The 18,008-nt window shown below is 70.9% G+C and carries 20 protein-coding genes and 1 pseudogene; 13 read left to right on the forward strand and 8 right to left on the reverse strand.

The annotated features are described in order from the left end of the window. The first annotated feature begins 61 nt into the window (after nt 1-61). From ACIBJG_RS21860 to ACIBJG_RS21905, 10 genes and pseudogenes are all read left to right on the forward strand, one after another. Nucleotides 62-1,066, forward strand: a complete 1,005-nt coding sequence (locus ACIBJG_RS21860) for an ABC transporter substrate-binding protein (RefSeq protein ID WP_399309563.1) — start codon at nt 62-64, stop codon at nt 1,064-1,066. A 19-nt stretch (nt 1,067-1,085) separates the two neighbouring features. Next, nucleotides 1,086-2,102: an NrtA/SsuA/CpmA family ABC transporter substrate-binding protein gene (locus tag ACIBJG_RS21865; protein ID WP_399309565.1), complete on the forward strand. Its 1,017-nt coding sequence runs from the start codon at nt 1,086-1,088 to the stop codon at nt 2,100-2,102. Beyond that, on the forward strand, nt 2,099-2,929 hold the full coding sequence (locus ACIBJG_RS21870; protein WP_399309567.1) for an ABC transporter permease: 831 nt from the start codon (nt 2,099-2,101) through the stop codon (nt 2,927-2,929). The genes ACIBJG_RS21865 and ACIBJG_RS21870 overlap by 4 nt, the downstream gene beginning before the upstream one ends. Further along, complete coding sequence (locus ACIBJG_RS21875; protein WP_399309569.1) at nt 2,926-3,693, forward strand: ABC transporter ATP-binding protein; 768 nt, start codon at nt 2,926-2,928, stop codon at nt 3,691-3,693. Before ACIBJG_RS21870 ends, ACIBJG_RS21875 begins: the two co-directional genes overlap by 4 nt. Beyond that, complete coding sequence (locus ACIBJG_RS21880) at nt 3,694-4,581, forward strand: ABC transporter substrate-binding protein (RefSeq protein ID WP_399309571.1); 888 nt, start codon at nt 3,694-3,696, stop codon at nt 4,579-4,581. It begins immediately after the preceding gene. 4 nt (nt 4,582-4,585) lie between these two features. Then, the gene (locus ACIBJG_RS21885) at nt 4,586-5,659 is read left to right on the forward strand and encodes an LLM class flavin-dependent oxidoreductase (protein WP_399309572.1); all 1,074 of its coding nucleotides are present in this window, start codon (nt 4,586-4,588) and stop codon (nt 5,657-5,659) included. Nucleotides 5,660-5,789: 130 nt separating this feature from the next. Then, nucleotides 5,790-6,247: pseudogene (locus tag ACIBJG_RS21890) on the forward strand (MarR family winged helix-turn-helix transcriptional regulator). Next, nucleotides 6,244-6,672, forward strand: coding sequence for a cysteine hydrolase family protein (locus ACIBJG_RS21895; protein WP_399309574.1), 429 nt, complete (start codon nt 6,244-6,246; stop codon nt 6,670-6,672). The pseudogene ACIBJG_RS21890 and the gene ACIBJG_RS21895 overlap by 4 nt, the downstream one beginning before the upstream one ends. Before the next feature lie 143 nt (nt 6,673-6,815). Beyond that, a complete protein-coding gene (locus tag ACIBJG_RS21900) occupies nt 6,816-7,604 on the forward strand; it encodes a VOC family protein (RefSeq protein WP_399309576.1) in 789 nt (262 codons plus the stop codon). A gap of 81 nt (nt 7,605-7,685) precedes the next feature. After that, a complete protein-coding gene (locus ACIBJG_RS21905) occupies nt 7,686-7,940 on the forward strand; it encodes a WhiB family transcriptional regulator (RefSeq protein WP_399309578.1) in 255 nt (84 codons plus the stop codon). A 78-nt stretch (nt 7,941-8,018) separates the two neighbouring features. On the opposite strand, the gene ACIBJG_RS21910 is transcribed toward ACIBJG_RS21905, so the two are convergent. The 4 genes from ACIBJG_RS21910 to ACIBJG_RS21925 form a co-directional block, all read right to left on the reverse strand. Beyond that, nucleotides 8,019-8,927, reverse strand: coding sequence for a chitosanase (locus tag ACIBJG_RS21910; protein WP_399309753.1), 909 nt, complete (start codon nt 8,925-8,927; stop codon nt 8,019-8,021). Between the two features lie 171 nt (nt 8,928-9,098). Beyond that, nucleotides 9,099-10,073, reverse strand: coding sequence for an acyl-ACP desaturase (locus tag ACIBJG_RS21915; RefSeq protein WP_399309580.1), 975 nt, complete (start codon nt 10,071-10,073; stop codon nt 9,099-9,101). Between the two features lie 290 nt (nt 10,074-10,363). Continuing rightward, entirely contained in the window at nt 10,364-10,555 is a 192-nt protein-coding gene (locus tag ACIBJG_RS21920; RefSeq protein WP_399309581.1) for a hypothetical protein, read from the reverse strand. Nucleotides 10,556-10,566: 11 nt separating this feature from the next. Continuing rightward, on the reverse strand, nt 10,567-11,418 hold the full coding sequence (locus ACIBJG_RS21925; protein WP_399309583.1) for a helix-turn-helix transcriptional regulator: 852 nt from the start codon (nt 11,416-11,418) through the stop codon (nt 10,567-10,569). 168 nt (nt 11,419-11,586) lie between these two features. Here ACIBJG_RS21925 and ACIBJG_RS21930 point away from each other — a divergent pair, with 168 nt between their 5' ends. After that, a complete protein-coding gene (locus ACIBJG_RS21930; RefSeq protein ID WP_399309585.1) occupies nt 11,587-12,048 on the forward strand; it encodes an ATP-binding protein in 462 nt (153 codons plus the stop codon). Nucleotides 12,049-12,084: 36 nt separating this feature from the next. Here ACIBJG_RS21930 and ACIBJG_RS21935 read toward each other — a convergent pair whose 3' ends face one another. Then, the gene (locus ACIBJG_RS21935) at nt 12,085-13,716 is read right to left on the reverse strand and encodes an ABC-F family ATP-binding cassette domain-containing protein (RefSeq protein ID WP_399309587.1); all 1,632 of its coding nucleotides are present in this window, start codon (nt 13,714-13,716) and stop codon (nt 12,085-12,087) included. 321 nt (nt 13,717-14,037) lie between these two features. Then, nucleotides 14,038-14,454 carry an SsgA family sporulation/cell division regulator gene (locus ACIBJG_RS21940; RefSeq protein WP_399309588.1) on the reverse strand — a complete coding sequence of 139 codons (417 nt, stop codon included), beginning with the start codon at nt 14,452-14,454 and terminating at the stop codon, nt 14,038-14,040. Nucleotides 14,455-14,638: 184 nt separating this feature from the next. On the opposite strand from ACIBJG_RS21940, the gene ACIBJG_RS21945 reads away from it, so the two are divergent. Then, a complete protein-coding gene (locus ACIBJG_RS21945) occupies nt 14,639-15,730 on the forward strand; it encodes a WD40/YVTN/BNR-like repeat-containing protein (protein WP_399309590.1) in 1,092 nt (363 codons plus the stop codon). Between the two features lie 7 nt (nt 15,731-15,737). Here the strand turns inward: ACIBJG_RS21945 and ACIBJG_RS21950 are convergent, their stop codons facing one another. Further along, complete coding sequence (locus ACIBJG_RS21950; protein ID WP_399309592.1) at nt 15,738-16,031, reverse strand: YciI family protein; 294 nt, start codon at nt 16,029-16,031, stop codon at nt 15,738-15,740. A 44-nt stretch (nt 16,032-16,075) separates the two neighbouring features. On the opposite strand from ACIBJG_RS21950, the gene ACIBJG_RS21955 reads away from it, so the two are divergent. Beyond that, nucleotides 16,076-16,753, forward strand: a complete 678-nt coding sequence (locus ACIBJG_RS21955) for an endonuclease V (protein ID WP_399309594.1) — start codon at nt 16,076-16,078, stop codon at nt 16,751-16,753. 57 nt (nt 16,754-16,810) lie between these two features. On the opposite strand, the gene ACIBJG_RS21960 is transcribed toward ACIBJG_RS21955, so the two are convergent. Next, nucleotides 16,811-18,001 carry an ROK family protein gene (locus ACIBJG_RS21960; RefSeq protein ID WP_399309596.1) on the reverse strand — a complete coding sequence of 397 codons (1,191 nt, stop codon included), beginning with the start codon at nt 17,999-18,001 and terminating at the stop codon, nt 16,811-16,813. Nucleotides 18,002-18,008: the final 7 nt, after the last annotated feature.

Here is an 18,008-nt window from a genome sequence, read left to right on the forward strand (position 1 = left end):
GGGCGTACGTGGCGCGCCCGCCCACCCCTCCCTCCGCTGCGCCGATCCTCGGGAAGACTCCATGACGTCTGCCGTCCTGCCCCGGACCCTCTGGTTCACCCGTTGTCCCGTCCCCACCGCCACCGGCATCGCCGCCGACCGGGAGTGGCTCACCGACGAGTTCGCCGCCGACGGCATCTCCGTGCGCTCCCTCCAGGACGCCTCCCCGGACGCCGACCGCGCCGCGCACTACACCCACGCCCTGCCCGGCCTCTTCCGGGAGGGCGGCAACGTCCCCGCCCTGTGGGCCCGTTCACGAGGAGAGCGCACCCGGCTGATCGGTCTCACCTGGATCGAGGAACGCCAGACCGTCCTGGTCGCCCCCGGCTCCGGCATCCGGGGCGCCGGGGCACTGCGCGGGCTTCGGCTCGCCGTGCCGAAGCACGACATCGTCATCGACTTCTGGCGGGCCATGGCCCTGCGCGGCTTCGAGGGGGCGCTCGCCTCCGCCGGACTCACGCCGGACGACGCCTCGCTCGTCGACGTACCCGCCGACGGACACGAGGGCCAGTGGGCGGCCGAACTCGCGGCGCTGCGACGCGGAGACGTCGACGCCGTGTACGTGAAGGGCGCGCTGGCCGTCGAGGCGGCCCGCCGGGCCGGCGCAGAAGTGGCCGTCGAACTCGACGAGCTCCCCGACCGCCGGTTCCGCGTCAACAACGGCACCCCGCGCCCCATCACCGTCCACCAGCAGCTACTGGACGACCACCCCGACCTCGTCGACCGGTTCCTCGCTGTCCTGCTGAGGGCGGCCGACTGGGCCGCCGGGCAGCCAGAGGAGGTCGACCGCATCCTCGGCGCCGAGACCGGGGCGGGCGCCGACGGAGTCGCCGGCGCCTACCGGCCCGGCACCCATCTGACCCTCCACCCCGACCTGTCCGCCGAACGCCTCGCCCTGCTCGCCGCACAGGAGGCCGGGCTCCGCGCCCACGGCTTCCTGCCCGAACCGGTCGACGTCGCGGCGTGGGCCGACCCCGCACCGCTCGGCCGCGCAGCCGCCCTGGCCCGCCGCACCCCCGCCCCCTGAGCACAGAGGAACCCTCGTCATGAATCTCGCCCGACCACTGCGTACCACAGCCGTTCCGGCGCTCCTCACGGTCTCGGCGCTCGTCGCCCTCACCGCCTGCGGCACGTCCGAGGCCGACAGCGCCGCAGGGGGCTCGAAGGCCGCGGTGACCGTACGCATCCCCGACCCCGGCAACTCCGGTGTGCTCGCCCTCGGCAAGAAGGACGGCAGCCTCGACAAGGCGCTGTCCAAGGCAGGTGCCAAGGTCAGCTGGACCGGCAGCGCCGGCCCGTTCGCCCCGGCCGCCCAGGCGATGAACGCGGACCAGCTGGACGTCGCCACGGGCTCCATCACCTCCGGCATCACCTCGCTCGCCCAGCGGCCCGGCTTCAAGTTCTTCACCGCCGTCGACCCGGACGCCGCGGGGGAGGGCATCCTCGTCAGGAACGGATCGGACATCGGCTCGGTGGCCGACCTCGTGGGGAAGAAGGTCGCCGTCAACCAGGGTGGCACCGGGGAGTACCTGCTGCTCAAGGCCCTCGCGAAGGCCGGGATCCCGGCCGGCAAGGTCACCCGTGTCTACCTCAGGCCCGACCAGACCGCGGCGGTGTTCAACGCCGGCAAGGTCGACGCCTGGGCCGTCTGGGCCACGTACGCGGTCGCCGAGATCGGCAGCGGCAAGGCGCACTTCGTCGCCGACGGTGCGGCGATCGGCTCCGACAACTACAGCCTCAACGCCGTACGGACAGAGTTCGCCGAGCAGCACCCGAAGGTCGTGGAGGCCCTCTACCAGTACCTCCACGAGGCCAGCGCCAAGGAGAAGCAGGACCCGTCCGCGTACCTCAACGTCTTCACCGACGTCGGCCCGACCGCAGTGACCGGCAAGGCCGAGGAGGTCCAGAACGGGTTCGTCGCGAAGGGCGGGACCGTCGATCCCATCGGCCCGCAGGACATCGAGCGCTTCAAGGCCGTCGCGGCCTTCTACGCGGAGCAGAAGGTCACCAGGACCGAGGTCGACGTCGCCGCCCACCTGCTCGACGTCCGGAACCTGACATGAGCGACACCGTCGCGCCCCCCGGACTCGTCCGGCCGCGCCCGAGGCTCCACAAGGCTCGCGGCCGAGGCTACGCCCTCACCGTCCGCACCCTCGGCCCGGTCGCGTTGCTCGCCTTCTGGTGGGCGGCCTCCGCCACCGGACTCCTCACCCCCGACGTCCTGGCCTCACCCGGCGAAGTGCTGCGAGCCGTAGGTGAGCTGTGGGGCAACGGCCAGCTGCCCGACGCTCTCACCACCTCCCTCACCCGCTCCGGCCTCGGCCTCCTCATCGGGCTCGCCGCCGGACTGACCCTCGGCATCACCACCGGATTCACCCGCCTCGGCGACGAACTCCTCGACTCCTCGCTCCAGACCCTGCGCACCATCCCCTTCCTCTCCCTGGTCCCCCTGTTCATGGTCTGGTTCGGGATCAACGAGACGGCGAAGATCCTCCTCATCGCCGTCGCCACCACCTTCCCGATGTACGTGTCCACATCGAGCGGGGTACGCAACACCGACCCGAAACTCATCGAGGCGATGCGGAGCTTCGGCATGGGACGCCTCGCCCTCGTACGCGAAGTGGTCCTGCCCGGCGCCCTGCCGTCCCTGCTCGCCGGACTGCGCCTGTCGATGACGCTCAGCGTCATCGCGCTGATCGCCGCCGAGGAGATCAACGCGACCGCCGGCATCGGCTATCTGATGTCCCAGGCGCAGAGCTACGCCCGCACCGACATCCTCGCCGTCTGCATCCTCGTCTACGGGGTCCTCGGGCTGACCGCCGACATCCTGGTGCGGTTGCTGGAGCGCGTACTGATGCCGTGGCGCACCCCCCAGGGGGCCACCCGATGACCACCACCGACACGACATCCACTGCCGCTCCCGCGGTACGGGTGCGGGGGCTGCGCCGGGTCTTCGGTGACCGCGCCGTCCTCGACGACCTGCGACTCGACATCGCCCGTGGCGAGTTCGTGGCCCTGCTCGGTGCCAGCGGCAGTGGGAAGACGACGCTGCTGCGCATCCTCGGGGCCCTCGACGGTGCCGACGGGGGAGAGGTGCTCGTCCCCGAGGCCCGCACCATCGTCTTCCAGGAGCCCCGGCTCGTACCGTCGAAGAAGGTCCTGGCCAATGTGACGGTCGCCCTGCCCCGCAGCCGCTCCGCCCACGGGCTGCGCGCGCTGGCCGAAGTCGGCCTGGAACGCCACGCCGAGGCCTGGCCGGCCACCCTCTCCGGCGGCGAGGCCCAGCGCGTCGCGCTCGCCCGTGCCCTGGTCCGTGAGCCCGAACTGCTGCTGCTCGACGAGCCGTTCGCCGCCCTCGACGCGCTGACCCGGCTGAAGATGCAGGACCTGGTCGGCGAGCTGTGCCGCCGCCACCGCCCCGCCGTCCTGCTGGTCACCCATGACGTCGAGGAGGCCGTACGGCTGGCCGACCGGGTCGCCGTCCTGCGAGACGGCCGCCTCGTCACCGACGAGACCGTGGACGTCGCCCGGCCGCGCGACCCGGGTGATCCCGCGTTCGCGGCTCTGCGCCGGCGGCTCCTGGCCGACCTCGGCGTCGACGCCCCCACACCTTCCCTTCCGTCCCCCGCCCGTACCGAAGCCGGAGTGATCTGAATGACCCTCACCATCGGTGTCCACAGCAGCAACCCGTCCCTCTACCACCTCTACCACCTCTCCCGGCTGGGCTTCGCCCAGGAGGAGCTGGCCCCGCTGGGCGAGACCGTCGTCTTCCACCCGTACACCAACGGCGTTCGTACCGGAGAACTCCTGACCCGGGGCGTCATCGACTTCGGCGGCACCGGCTCCACCCCGCCGGTCACCGCCCAGGCAGCCGGCCACGACATCGTCTACACCGCGGTCTCCGCCCCACGCCCCGAACACGGCGCGCTCCTCGTCCCCGAGGACAGTCCCGTGCGCACCGTCGCCGACCTCAAGGGCACGACCGTGCACCTGGCGATCGGATCCTGGCAGACCCATCTCATCGCCAAGGCCCTCGACGACGCCGGGCTGTCCTACGCCGAGGACATCACGGCCGTCCGCGGTGACCGGCACAGCGAAGAACTGCTGCGCACCGGCGAGATCGCCGCCTGGGTCGCCCAGGGCGCCGAGCTGGCGGCCGCCCGGCGCACCGGGGGACTCCGGACCCTGGTCCGTACCGGCGACGTCATCAGCGACCGTTCCGTCTTCTTCACCCGCCGTGACCTCGCTGAATCCAGGCCCGAGGTCATCGAGGCCCTGACCAGGGCGCTCCAGCGGGCCGACGACTGGGCCGCGGCTCACCCCCGGCAGGCGGCCGAGATCGCCGCCGCCGACCTGGGAGGGGCGGCCGACGACTGGGAGACCGCGCTCGCCTCGCTGCCCTGGACGATCGAGCCCGTCTCCGACGCGTTCATCGCCGAGCAGCAGGAGGCCGCCGACATCTTCCACCGGACCGGATTCATCGACCGGCCGGTCACCGTCGCTCACGCGCGCGCCCGTGCCGCAGCCGACAAGGCGGTATGACGACATGGCGACCGAAGTCCTCTGGTACATCATTCCGCGCGAAGGTGCCTACCCCTGGGAGCCGGCGGGCAGACGCCCCGTCGACCTCGGCTACCTGGCACAACTGGCCGGGACGGTCGAGCGGCTCGGCTACAGCGGCGCGCTGCTCGCCACCGACCTGTACGACGTCTGGCCGCTCGGCAGTGCCCTGGCCGCCTCGACCAGCACCCGGTTCAAGCCGCTGCTCGCCGTCCACCCGGGGCTCGTCTCACCGACCCTGCTCGCCAAGATGGCGCTCAGCTTCGACACGCTCTTCGGCGGCCGGCTGCGCTTCAACGTGGTCAATGGTTCGACGAAGTCGCTGCAGGAGTACGGACTCCACGTGGAGCACGACGAACGGTACGAGCTGAGCGCGGAGTACTGGTCGATCGTGAAGCGGCTGACGGCCGGCGAGGTCTTCGACCACAAGGGCCGCTTCTACGACCTCAAGAACGCCGGTGCCTCCTTCCGGGAGCTGAAGCCGGTACAGGACGGGCACATCCCGCTCTGGTTCGGCGGCTCGTCGGACCCCGGCATCGAGATGGCCGCCGAGCACGTGGACGTCTTCCTGACCTGGGGAGAGCCGCCGCACCTGCTGAAGGAGAAGCTGGAGAAGGTCCGGGCGAGGGCCGCCGCGTACGGCCGCACGCTCAGGTTCGGACTGCGGCTGCACCTGATCGTCCGGGACACGGAGGAGGAGGCCTGGGCCGCGGCCGACCGGCTCCTCGACGTCACCAGCGACGCGACGTACGCCCGTCAGCTCGGCGACCGGGCGGGCGAGGACGGCGTCGGCTGGCAGCGGCAGTTCCGCCAGCACGGCGGAAAGGTGCCCGCGCACGCCCGAGAGCTGGAGGTCCACCCCAACATGTGGCCGGGCATGAGCCTGTTCCGGCCGGGTCCGGGCACCGCGGTGGTGGGATCGACCGCGCAGGTCGTCGAGCGGCTCAAGGAGTTCGAGGAGCTGGGAGTGGACACCTTCATCCTCTCCGGCAACCCCCTGCTGGAGGAGGCGTACCGGGTGGCGGAGACGGTGCTGCCGGCGCTGGGGGTCACCCGCTGACGGGGCGCGCTGCCGCGTGGCGCGGCCGGGGGGTGCGCGCGGCTTGGGGTGCGCAGCCGGCCCAAGATTGCGCACCAAGATTGCGCACCCAGCATTGCGCAGTCTGGACTGCGCAAGTTGGTCTGCCTATATGGATGAGGAGACCAGCACCCCCGCCGGCGTGTCCGAATCGGCTGTACGCGCGGCCCACGACGTCCGCGTGGTCTACAGCCGGCTGAGGCGTCGCATGCGCGAGACGTACGACCCCGGTGACCTCACCCGGTCCCAGACCTCCGTCCTCAGCCGGCTGGACAAGGACGGCGAGGCGTCGGTCACGGGCCTGGCGGCCGCCGAACGCGTCCGGCACCAGTCGGTGGCCGCCACCGTCGGCATCCTGGTGGAACGCGGCCTCGTGGCGCGTCGCCCCGACCCCGGGGACGGTCGCCGCCAGCTGGTCTTCGTGACCGACAGCGGCCATGTCTTCCTCGAGGACCGCCGACGGGTGGGGGAGGGCCGGCTCACCCGCGCCCTGGAGGACCGGTGCACGGAGGAGCAGCGGCGCCTCCTGATCGAGGCGGCGGCGCGTTGGAGCGGGTCGTCCGCTCGTGACCGGAAGCCTGCCCCGCGGACTCCGCCGGCTGCGCCCCGGCGGAACCGGGGGGACGGCGGGCGGCTTCGACCGGCGCCTGCTGGCCCCGATGATGCTGGGGGCGGTGCCGACGGCGAACGCATGGGACGTCTTCATCGGCTTCCGCCCCGGCCACCCGGAGACCAAGTCCAGCCCGCTCTTCGGCGCCCTGCCCGACGGAGCGTTCACCGACAGCGACCCCGGGGCCGCCATCCACCCCGGCGTCGAGCCCCTCCCCGGTGAGTGTGTCGTCACCAAGAAGCGTGTGAGCGCCTTCGCGGGCAGCGACCTCGACCTCGTGCTGCACGGCGCCGACGCCGACCCCGAGGTCCACCGGGTCCTGACGGAGAAGGTCTTCCCGCGCCAGGCCGATGTCACCACCTCGACGCCTGGATCGCCGGCCTGACCTGACAGCTCGACCTGACAGCTCGCGGCCGGCGGTGGGGACGCGCGGTAACGCAGGGACTGCGGTTGTCAGTACCCGGTGCAAGACTCGGAGAGTCAGGAATTCCTGCTGTGCGAGGACGGGACCCACCGAAGGAGCGCACGATGCTCACCACCCGTTTTGTTGACGGATCGCCCACCTGGATGGATCTCGGCACCCCGGATCTCGAAGGGGCCAAGGCGTTCTACACCGCTCTCCTCGGCTGGGACTTCGCCCCCGGAGGCCCCGAGACCGGTGGCTACGGGATGTTCACGCTGAACGGGAAGACGGTCGGCGGTGCGATGACGGTCACCGAGGAACAGGGGAAGCCGTCCTGGTCGGTGTACTTCCGGTCATCGGACGTCGACGCCACCGCGCAGGCCGTGCGCAACGCCGGCGGGACGGTGCCGTTCGAACCGATGGACGTTCTGGAGTACGGCCGGATGGGCGGGTTCACCGACCGGGCCGGGGCGTACTTCGCCGTCTGGCAGCCGAAGCAGAATCCGGGCCTCGGTGTCGTGAACGAGCAGGGCAGCCTCTGCTGGGCCGAGCTCTACACCCCGGACGTGCCGGCGGCGGCGGCGTTCTACGACGCCGTCTTCGGCTGGGAGACCACCCAGACGCCCTACCCGGGCGGCGGCGGGGCGTACACCGTCATCAGGACGGCGGGCGGCGGCGAGGAGACCTCCTTCGGCGGGCTCGTCCCGCTGGACGCCGTACCCGTCAGGGCCGCCGCGGGTCCGCACTGGCTGCCGTACTTCGAGGTCGACGACTGCGATGCCACGGTGGCGGCGGTCGAGCGGCTGGGCGGCAAGCTGACGCTGGAACCGATGGAGATGGAGGGCGTGGGCACCTTCGCCAACGTCACCGATCCGTACGGTGCCGCCTTCGCCGTGATCAGGAGCGTCCAGTAGCCGGCTCGTCGCGAGGGTCTCACCCGGTCGGTTGATGGATCGTTGATCAGTCGTTTATCGCGGCAGGGCACTGTGTGCCCCATGCTGATCAACACCGCGACCGACCCCGCTCTCGCCTGGCAGGAGACAGCGCTGTGCGCACAGACGGGGCCCGAGTTCTTCTTCCCCGCCCCCGGCAGCTCCACACGTGAGGCCAAGCAGCTCTGCAACGCCTGCGAGGGACGTCTGGCCTGCCTGGAGTACGCACTCGACAACGACGAGCGCTTCGGTGTGTGGGGCGGTCTCTCCGAGAAGGAGCGCGACCGGCTGCGCAGAGTAGACGGCGACCAGGCGTGACCGTTCCCTCACCCGGGCTCGCCGAGGCCGTGCCGCCGGCTTCGGCCGCGCGAGGTGGGGCGTAGCGGCCGGGTCGGGTCAGGACGGGATGCGGAACGTATCGCCGTACATCTTCCAGGTCAGCGGCAGTTCCAGAGCCAGGTTCCCGTCCTCCAGGAACACGCGCTGGGCGGTGTCGAGGCGCGAGGTGTCCTGCTGGTTCTTCTTCGACTTCATCACGGCCCGCGCCGCTTCGAGGAAGGCGTCCAGATAGGCCGTCTCGTCGCCGCCCTCCTCGACCGTGTCGGCCTCGGCCACAGCCGCCTTCCGGATGCCGTAGAACTCGTCCGTGCCGGCCCCGGGCCCTTGGAGAACCATGGCGTCGAAGTACATGTACTGGCCCAGGGCCCCGAGACCGTCCAGTTTCGCCAGCCGGACGGCGGGCTCGAAGTACTGCTTCAGCCGGACCAGGTCCTGGGCGGCGCGGAACGCGGGGTCCTCGGCCGACTTCTTCCACGCGGCCGTGAAGCCGGGGTCCAGCCCCTCGTGCGAAGCAGTGCCGTCGACCTTGCGCAGAGCCGGGACGAACGGTGCCAGCGGGCTGTCCGGGTGGTCCCCGGTGAACGACTCGACGAACGCGAGCATGTCGTGCGTACCGGAGCAGAAGCCGACGATTCCGGCGTTGTACCCGGTGCCGTCGTCACTGTCTTCGATCGTGCCGTACTGGGTGCGCCAGTCCAGCGTCGATCCCTCGGCGCTGGCCAGCAGCTTCCAGGCGACCTCACGCATCTTCGGCGCTGCCAGCCCGGGAGGCATCGCGGCCACGCGTGCGTCCAGTTCCCGCCGCTCCTCGTCGTCCGCACCGGTGAACGGGTCCGCTCCCGTGTCAGCGGCGGCCGATGCGGTCGCCCGGGGAGAGGCCGTGGGCAGCTCCGGGCCGCCGCCGGTGTTGAGGAGCAGGGAAACGGCGATGGCTATCGGCGCACCGAAGAGAACAACGCGGGTCACAGGTTTCACCGGCACAGAGTACGGTCCGCGCGCCGCCGGGACGGGCCCGCCCCCGTAACGGCAGGCACCCGGCTGAACGCGCTCCGCCGCCGTCACCGCCGCGGCTGACCGGTACGCGAAACGGGGGCGGGCCCGGGGAGGCCCGCCCCCGTCGGGGTGGTGTGCCGGCCGTCAGGCCTGGGCGCGGGCCGCCATGCGCGCCTTGCGCGCTGCGAGCTTCTCGTCGAACTTCGACGCCTCGCTGTCCAGTCCGCTCATGTACAGACCGAGCTCCTCCTGCGCCTTGAGGCCCTCCGGGCCCAGGCCGTCGATGTCCAGCACCTTCAGGTAGCGCAGCACCGGCTGGATGACGTCGTCGTGGTGGATCCGCATGTTGTAGATCTCGCCGATGGCCATCTGCGCGGCAGCGCGCTCGAACCCGGGCATGCCGTGGCCGGGCATCCGGAAGTTCACGACGACGTCGCGCACGGACTGCATCGTCAGGTCCGGGGCGAGCTCGAAGGCCGCACCGAGGAGGTTGCGGTAGAACACCATGTGCAGGTTCTCGTCGGTCGCGATCCGCGCCAGCATGCGGTCACAGACCGGGTCGCCCGACTGGTGTCCCGTGTTGCGGTGCGAGACCCGGGTGGCCAGCTCCTGGAACGCCACGTACGCCACGGAGTGCAGCATCGAGTGGCGGTTGTCGGACTCGAAGCCCTCCGCCATGTGAGCCATCCGGAACTGCTCCAGCTTGTCCGGGTCCACGGCGCGCGAGGTGAGCAGGTAGTCGCGCATCACGATGCCGTGGCGGCCCTCCTCGGCCGTCCAGCGGTGCACCCAGGTGCCCCAGGCGCCGTCGCGGCCGAAGAGGGAGGCGATCTCGTGGTGGTAGCTGGGGAGGTTGTCCTCGGTCAGCAGGTTCACGACCAGGGCGATCTTGCCGATGTCGGTGACCTTGGACTGCTCGGACTCCCAGGCCTGACCGTCCTCGAAGATGCCGGGGAAGTTCCGGCCGTCGGAGAACGGCACGTACTCGTGCGGCATCCAGTCCTTGGCGACCTTGAGATGGCGGTTGAGTTCCTTCTCCACCACCTCTTCCAGCGCGTACAGCAGTTGGGCGTCGGTCCACGCCTGTGAACTGCCGGGGTGGGGAGAGGTGATCGTCACGGGGGGGCTCCTGGGGACGGGAGAATTACCTACGGCTTCGTAGGTTACGAGACCGTAGGTTAAAGCGGCAGTAAGGCCTCCGCCAAGCCCGTCCGGGCAACAATCGTTTACACAGTGTCATATGTGCAGGTCAGGCGTGTACACAGAGGGTCAGGGAGGTGTGTGGGGAGAGGGGGGAGAGGCGGGGAATTCGAATAATCGGCCGGGCCGGGCCCCGTGGCGGTGGGCTCTGAACAGTCGGCGTACTCGGAGCACAGCGCGCAAGGGGCACGGTCGGGGGGTGGGCCGGGTCAGAGCAGGTGGTCCGCCGCGCCCGCCTTCACCGCGAAGATCAGTGCCTGCAGCGCCTCCATGGAGTCGCTGACGTAGGTGGCCGTGTCGGTCGTGGAGCCGATGTAGGCGCGGCCCTGGTCGTCGAGTCCGAAACGGAAGCAGTTCGCGCCCTCGCTGCAGAAGGCTTCTTCCCAGCAGATGTCATTCATGATCTCTCTCCTCAGAGGTCCTGGGCTATGCATCGGATGAAATCGCGTGATTCCTCTACGGGCAGCGCGAGCGTACGCAGGCGCTCCAACAGGCCCCGGTACCGGCGTAGTTGCATATCCGCGTCCAGCAGCATGGAGCCGTGCGAGGAATCGAGCTGTACGGTATCGAGCTGCGGGACCGCCGCGCCGACGTAGGTGAACGACTGTCCGGCGCCGGGGAAACCGCCTGCCGCGAACGGGATGGCCCGGACGGTGATCCGGCTGCGCTCGGACTGGTCGAGGATGTGTTCCAGCTGTGCCCGGGTGATCTTGGGGCCGCCGAACTGCATCCGCAGCGCCGCCTCGTGGATCACCGCCTCGTACAGCGGTGGCCGGTCCCGTTCGAGCACCTCCTGGCGGCGCAGCCGCAGGGAGAGCCGGGCCATCAGGTCGGGGCCCGGCAGTCGGGGGTCGGCGGTGTCGAAGACCGCACGCGCGTGTTCCTCGGTCTGCAGCAGGCCGGGGATGTGTGTGGTGGTGGCGGTGTTCAACTCCACCGCGTGATATTCGAGTTCGGCGATGTCCAGCAGGCTCGGCAGGAGCAGGCCGCGATGTTCCTCCCACCAGCCCCTGGCCCGCTCCTGCGCCATTTCGGCGAGCAGGTCCACGAGTCCGGTGTCCGGGCAGCCGTAGTTGAAGGCCAGGGTGCGGACCCGCTCGGCGCTTATGCCGAACCGGCCGGACTCGACGTTCGGAATGCGGGTGCGGTCCACGCCGAGCAGTGCCGCGGCCTGCTGTGCTGTCATTCCCGACTGCTCGCGCAGTTTGCGCAGTTCGTACCCGAGGCGTTGTTGTCGTGCGGTCGGCGTGGTCCTGGGTGGCACGGAGGGTGTCCTTCCGGGGGCGGAGAGCGGCGAAATGACCCGAACCGCACAAGTAGTAGCACTGTGCTCCAGGCGTACGCTACGGTCGGTAGCGCAAGTCTCACACGGGGCGACCGTGCCCTTGTGTGTGATCGTCACCACTCGTACGAGAAATGTGAGCAGCACTTGATGAAGGGCGCATTGCGTTGTCTCCCGGCCCTCGCACCCGCCGGACCACAACCACCGGCGGCGGACAACCTCAGCTACTCGTTCGCCCTGCCCGGAGGTGCCTTCTGTGCGGGCCTCGCCCGCCGCGCCGTGGACGAACTGCTCAGCCGGCACGGTCTTGCCGAACTGGCCGAGACGGCGGTCCTCGCCACCTCGGAACTCGTCGCCGCCGCCTACCGCTTCACCCCCGACCGGGAGATGCTCCTACGCGTCCACTGGCAGTTCGACGCGCTGCGGATCACCCTCTACGACCAGCACCCGGCGCATGAATCCTCCGAGAAGTCCGAGGAGTGCCGGGGGCACCGCAGCGCCAGCATGTGGCTGCTGGCCGCCGCGGTGGACGAACACGGCGGGGACTGGGGGCTGGCCCCCGCGCTGACGGCGTCCGGCGGCTCCAAGACCTGGGCGTTACTCCACCGATAGCGTCCCCGGAGCTCTCGCCCCCCGTGTCCCCGCACGTCACAGGCCGGCGCGCACCTCCTCGGCCGTGGTGTCCCGGAGGCTGCCGTCGAGCAGCAGCCAGCGCGTGATCCCGAGCGATTCGAGAAACGGCACGTCGTGGCTCGCCACGATCAGCGCCCCCTCGTACGCGTCGAGTGCCGCCGTCAGCCGGCGCACGCTCGCCATGTCCAGGCTGTTCGTCGGTTCGTCCAGCATCAGCAGCTGAGGCGCAGGCTCGGCCAGCAGCAGCGAGGCCAGCGCCGCACGGAACCGTTCGCCCCCGGACAGAGTCCCGGCAGGCCGGTCCGCCCGTGCACCCCTGAACAGAAAGTGTGCCAGTCGCGCCCTGATCCGGTTGTCCGTGGCCTCCGGCGCGAACCGGGCCACGTTCTCCACCACGCTCAGCCCGTCGTCCAGCACATCCAGCCGCTGGGGCAGGAAACGCATCGGCAACTGCACCGACGCCTCGCCGGACACCGGTGACAGTCGGCCGGCCAGCGTCCGCAGCAGTGTGGTCTTGCCCGCACCGTTACGTCCCACCAGCGCGATGCGCTCCGGACCGCGCACCTCGAACGACCCCTGCACCCGTGCCCCGTAAGCGAGTTCCAGATCGCTCAGCATCAGCACGCCCTGGCCCGGATGGACCTTGGTGTGCGGTAGTTCGACCCTGATCTCGGCGTCGTCCCGTACCGCTTCGACGGCGCCGTCGAGGCGCTCCTTCGCCTCGGCCAGCTTCTCCGCGTGCATGATGCGGTGCTTGCCCGCGGACTCCTGGGCCGTGCGTTTGCGGACCTTCATGACGGCCCTCGGCTCGCGTTTGTTCTCGTACATCTTCTGCCCGTAGCGCTTGCGTCGCGCCAGCTTGACCTGGGCCTCGGCGAGTTCGCGCTTCTGACGGTGCACATCGGCCTCGGCGACCCGCACCATGCGCTCGGCCGCCTCCTGCTCCACTTCGAGCGCCTCCTCGTACGCCGAGAGGTTCCCGCCGTACCAGGTGACCGAGCCCTCCCGCAGATCGGCGATCTGGTCGACCCGCTCCAGGAGTTCCCGGTCGTGGCTGACGACGACGAGGACGCCGTTCCACGCGTCGACCGCCGCGTAGAGGCGGCCGCGTGCGTACAGATCCAGGTTGTTCGTCGGTTCGTCCAGCAGCAGTACGTCGGGCCGGGCCAGCAGCAGCGCGGCCAGGCGCAGCAGCACGCACTCGCCGCCCGACATCTCACCGATAGTGCGGTCGAGCCCGATGCGGCCGAGGCCCAGTTGGTCGAGCGTGGCCAGCGCACGCTCCTCCACGTCCCAGTCGTCACCGACGGCGGCGAACCGCTCCTCGCCGACGTCGCCCGCCTCGATGGCGTGCAGCGCCGCACGGGTTTCGGCGATGCCCAGCGCGGCGTCGACGCGCAATGCGGTGTCCAGGACCAGGTTCTGCGGCAGATAGCCGACCTCGCCCGTCGTCCTGACCTGTCCCTCGGCGGGAGCGAGTTCACCGGCGATCAGCCGCAGGAGAGTCGACTTGCCCGAGCCGTTGAGCCCGATGAGTCCGGTACGGCCGGGCCCCACGGTGAGGTGGAAGTCGTCGAGCACCGGGGTGCCGTCGGGCCAGGCGAAGGAGAGCGACGAGCAGGTGATGTGGGTGAGGGGGGTAGACATGAGCAGACTCCCGGTTGCGAGGAAGGGCAGGGGCAACGGGGCGAGAGACACCGGTCACTGGCATTCCACGGAAGAAGTTCCGGAAGTGGAGAAGAGGAAGGCCCTGGTCGCGGAGGACGGCTCGAAGAGCTGAGGTCACACTCGGGCACGCGGACATGTGCGGACATGGCACAGCGTGCGACACGGTGTCTCAAGACCTCAGACGAGCAACGTCCTACTCCTATCGGCGACAACAAGGACAACAACGAAGGTACGGCGGGCCCCGGGACGGGGCAAGCGAATTAACCCGAGGCGCCCGGCAGTCCCACCGAGGGCCTGGAGTCAGCAGGAACCGCCGAGCAGATCCGTCAGGCTCCCGTCCAGATCCAGGAAGCGGTGCTCGTCCCCGGCGGGGACCAGCTCCTGCGCGCGGCGCAGGAACCGGCGCAGCTCCGCCGTGCGCACGTGCACCATGGCGATCCCCTCGGCGGCGTGGAACTCCAGCACCGTGCGGTCGTAACCGAAGGGCCTGACGCGTACGTCCCCGACCCCCGCCGGTGCGTCCATCCCCGCCGTCAGCAGCTCCCGGGAGAACTCCCAGGACACCTCGGTGCCCTCCAGCGTCGCCGGCGCGGGGAACGCCATGCGTACGGCGAAGGGGTCCGTGCGGTCGTAACTCAGTACTGCGGGAAGCGTTTCCATCTGCGGTGCGGATGCGACCATGCGGGCCTGCACGGACTGTTCGATTACGGTGGACAAGACCTGCTCCCTCTCGCGACCGGATGAACGGTTTCCGGCACTCATACAGACGGAGAATTCCGCCGATCCGTGCACCGGAGCGCGGCGTGAGCTGCGTCACCGCACACCGCCGCCTTGCACGGGTGCCCACTTCCCGGCGATGCACCCTGGACGGGGCGGGGCCCGTGGGCTAGCTTCCAGCGCCATGAAGGCCATGGGGAAGACGCGACGACTGATGTCACTGGGACTGTGCGCGGCGGCGCTGACCGCCGCGTCGGCCGCACCCGCCGCCCACGCGGCGCCCGTCGAACGACACGGGCCGGCCTGGACGTCCACCGACACGGGCACCGACGCCCGCTTCCGCGGCCTCGCGGCCGTCAGCAGCCGCACGGCCTGGCTCGCCGGATCGAAGGGCACCGTACTGCGCACCACCGACGGCGGCCGGCACTGGCGCGACGTCTCACCGCCCGGCGCTGCCGCGGCGGAACTGGAGTTCCGCGACATCGAGGCCTTCGACGCCCGGCGAGCGGTGGCCCTGGCCATCGGTGAGGGCGAGGCCTCCCGGGTGCTGCGCACGGAGGACGGCGGGGCCACCTGGACCGAGTCCTTCCGCAACACCGACGCACGCGCGTTCTACGACTGCCTCACCTTCTTCGACAGCCGCCACGGCCTCGCCATGAGCGACCCCGTGGACGGGCGGTTCCGCCTCCTGTCCACCGCCGACGGAGGCCGCAGCTGGCACGTGCTGCCCAGCGCCGGCATGCCCCGGGCGCAGGACGGCGAGGCGGGGTTCGCGGCCGGCGGACAGTGCCTGGTCAGCGCGGGTCCGAAGGACGTGTGGCTGGCGACGGGAGGGGCGGCCACCGCCCGGGTCCTGCACTCGGGCGACCGCGGACTGACCTGGACCGCGACCGCGTCGCCGATCCCGGCCGGTGACCCGGCCCGGGGCGTCTTCGGCCTCGCCTTCCGGGACCGCACCCACGGCATCGCGGTCGGCGGCGACTACCGCGCCGACCAGCAGTCGCCCCGCGCCTCGGCCGTCACCTCCGACGGCGGCCGAGGCTGGCAGCCGTCCCGGACGCCGCCGGCCGCCTACCGCTCCGGCGTCGCCTGGCTGCCGCACAGCCGGTCGTCCGCGCTGGCGGTCGGTCCGACCGGCACCGACCTCACCACGGACGGCGGCCGCACCTGGCGCACGGTCGACACCGGCTCGTACGACACGGTCGACTGCACAGCGGACGGGAGCTGCTGGGAGGCCGGCGAAAAGGGGCGGGCCGCACGCGCGGTCGTCCGCTGAAGGGCTCCTACACCTGCTGACGGTACGGAGCGAGCGCGTCCGAGGTCTTCGTCGCGATGAACTCCGTGATCCGGTACGCGCAGACGCCGTGCACGACGAAGGGGTCGGACGCAGCGAGCCGTTCGACCGCGGCCCGGTCGTCCCCGACGGCGAGAATCACCCCGCCCTCGCGGGGGTTCTTGCGGCCGGAGGCGATGAACACCCCGGCCGCGTACTGGGCGTCGAGCCAGGCGACGTGATCCTCCAGAACCGCGTCGACGCGGTGCAGCGGGGCGGTGTACGACAGATCGAGTACGAACATGATCCAAAGGCTACGGGAGCGGCCTGCCTAGACTGACCGGCATCATGACGACACTTCGCATGCCCGCCGACGAGGCCGGGGCCCGCGCCCTCCAGGACACCCTGCGCACCCGCGTGGTGCTCGACGAGGACGGGCCGCCGCCGGGCACCGGCCGGGTGACGGGCGTCGACGTCGCCTACGACGACGAGCGCGATGTCGTCGTGGCGGCGGCCGTCGTGCTGGACGCGGCCACCCTGGAGGTGGTGGCCGAGTCCACCGCCGTCGGACAGGTCACCTTCCCGTACATTCCGGGACTCCTCGCCTTCCGCGAGATCCCCACCGTGCTGGCCGCGCTGGAGTCCCTGCCCGTCGACCCGGGGCTGGTCGTCTGCGACGGCTACGGACGGGCGCACCCGCGCCGGTTCGGCCTCGCCAGCCATCTGGGCGTGCTCACCGGGCTGCCCGTCATCGGCGTTGCGAAGAACCCGTTCACCTTCTCGTACGAACAGCCCGGCCCCCACCGCGGCGACCGGTCGCCGCTGCTCGACGGGGACGAGGTGGTGGGACAGGCGCTGCGCACCCAGGACGGCACCAAACCGGTGTACGTCTCGGTCGGGCACCGTACCGGCCTGGACAACGCCTGCGCGCACACGCTGCTGCTGGCCCGCGACTTCCGCCAGCCGGAGACCACCCGCAGGGCCGACGCGCTGTGCAGGCGTGCGCTTCGGGAGGCGACAGCCTGAACCGGTTTCCGGTGGCCGCCCGGCGAGAACGGCGGAATGCCGTCGCGGGGTGGAGCGTCAGGCCGGCGAGAAGAGGTGGTTGCTGATCAGACGGGTGGCGCCGACGACACCGGCGACCTGGCCGAGTTCGCCCAGCACGATCGGCAGATTGCCGGTCGCCAACGGTAGTGACTGGCGGTAGATCTGGGTGCGGATGCTCGCCAGGAGGCTGTGGCCGAGACCGGTGAGCCCGCCGCCGATGACCACCAGGCCGGGGTTGAAGAAACTGACGAGGCCGGCGATGACGTGACCGGTGCGCGTTCCACCCTCCCGGATCAGGTCCTGGGCAGCGGTGTCCCCGGCGCCCGCAGCGGCCGACACGTCCTCCGCGGTCAGCCGACCGGCTGACGCGAGCCGCTCGGCCAGTGCGGCCGAGCGGCTCGACCGGGCGAGTTCCGTCGCGTCGCGCGCCAACGCGTACCCGCTGAAGCAGGCCTCCAGACAGCCGGTGTTGCCGCAGAGGCAGCGCGGCCCGTCCGGTTCCACCTGGATATGACCGATGTCGCCTGCGCTCCCGGTCACACCCCGGCGGACCTCACCGTCGACGACGATGCCGCAGCCGATCCCCGTCCCCAGCTTCACGCACAGGAAGTCGCGCACGGACCGGGCGACTCCGGCCTGTTGTTCGCCCAGCGTCATCAGGTTCACGTCGTTGTCGACGAGGACCGGGCAGCCGAGCTCACGGCTCATCGCCTCGCGGACCGGGAAACCGTTCCACCCGGGCATGATCGGAGGTGCCACGGGGACACCCTCCGGGAACCGGACGGGCCCCGGCACACCGATCCCGGCACCGTCGAAGTGCTCCACCGAAGTCGTCCGGCGCAGCCGGCCGGCCAGTGCCAGCACCTGCTCGAAGACCGCGACCGGGCCGTCACGCACGTTCAGCGGTGCCGCCAGGTGGCCGACGATCTCCAACTCGGCGTTGCTGACCGCGACATCGACGGACGTGGCGCCGATGTCCACACCGAGGAATCGGAACGACGGGGCGACCCGGACGTTGTACGAGCGGCGGCCACCACGGGAGGCGGCGAGGCCGTCCGGGACGATCAGCCCGGATTCCATCAGCCGCTCGATCTCGAACGCGAGCTTGGAACGCGAGAGTTCCACCAGATCGCCGAGCGCGACCCGGGACTGCGGTCCGTGGTCGCGCAGCAGGCGGAGCAGGTGGGCCTGATGTAGATTGGCCGGTCGGACCGTCGAGCTCCTCACGCCGCCC

The organism is Streptomyces sp. NPDC050422 (assembly GCF_044458665.1).
Taxonomy (GTDB): Bacteria; Actinomycetota; Actinomycetes; order Streptomycetales; family Streptomycetaceae; genus Streptomyces.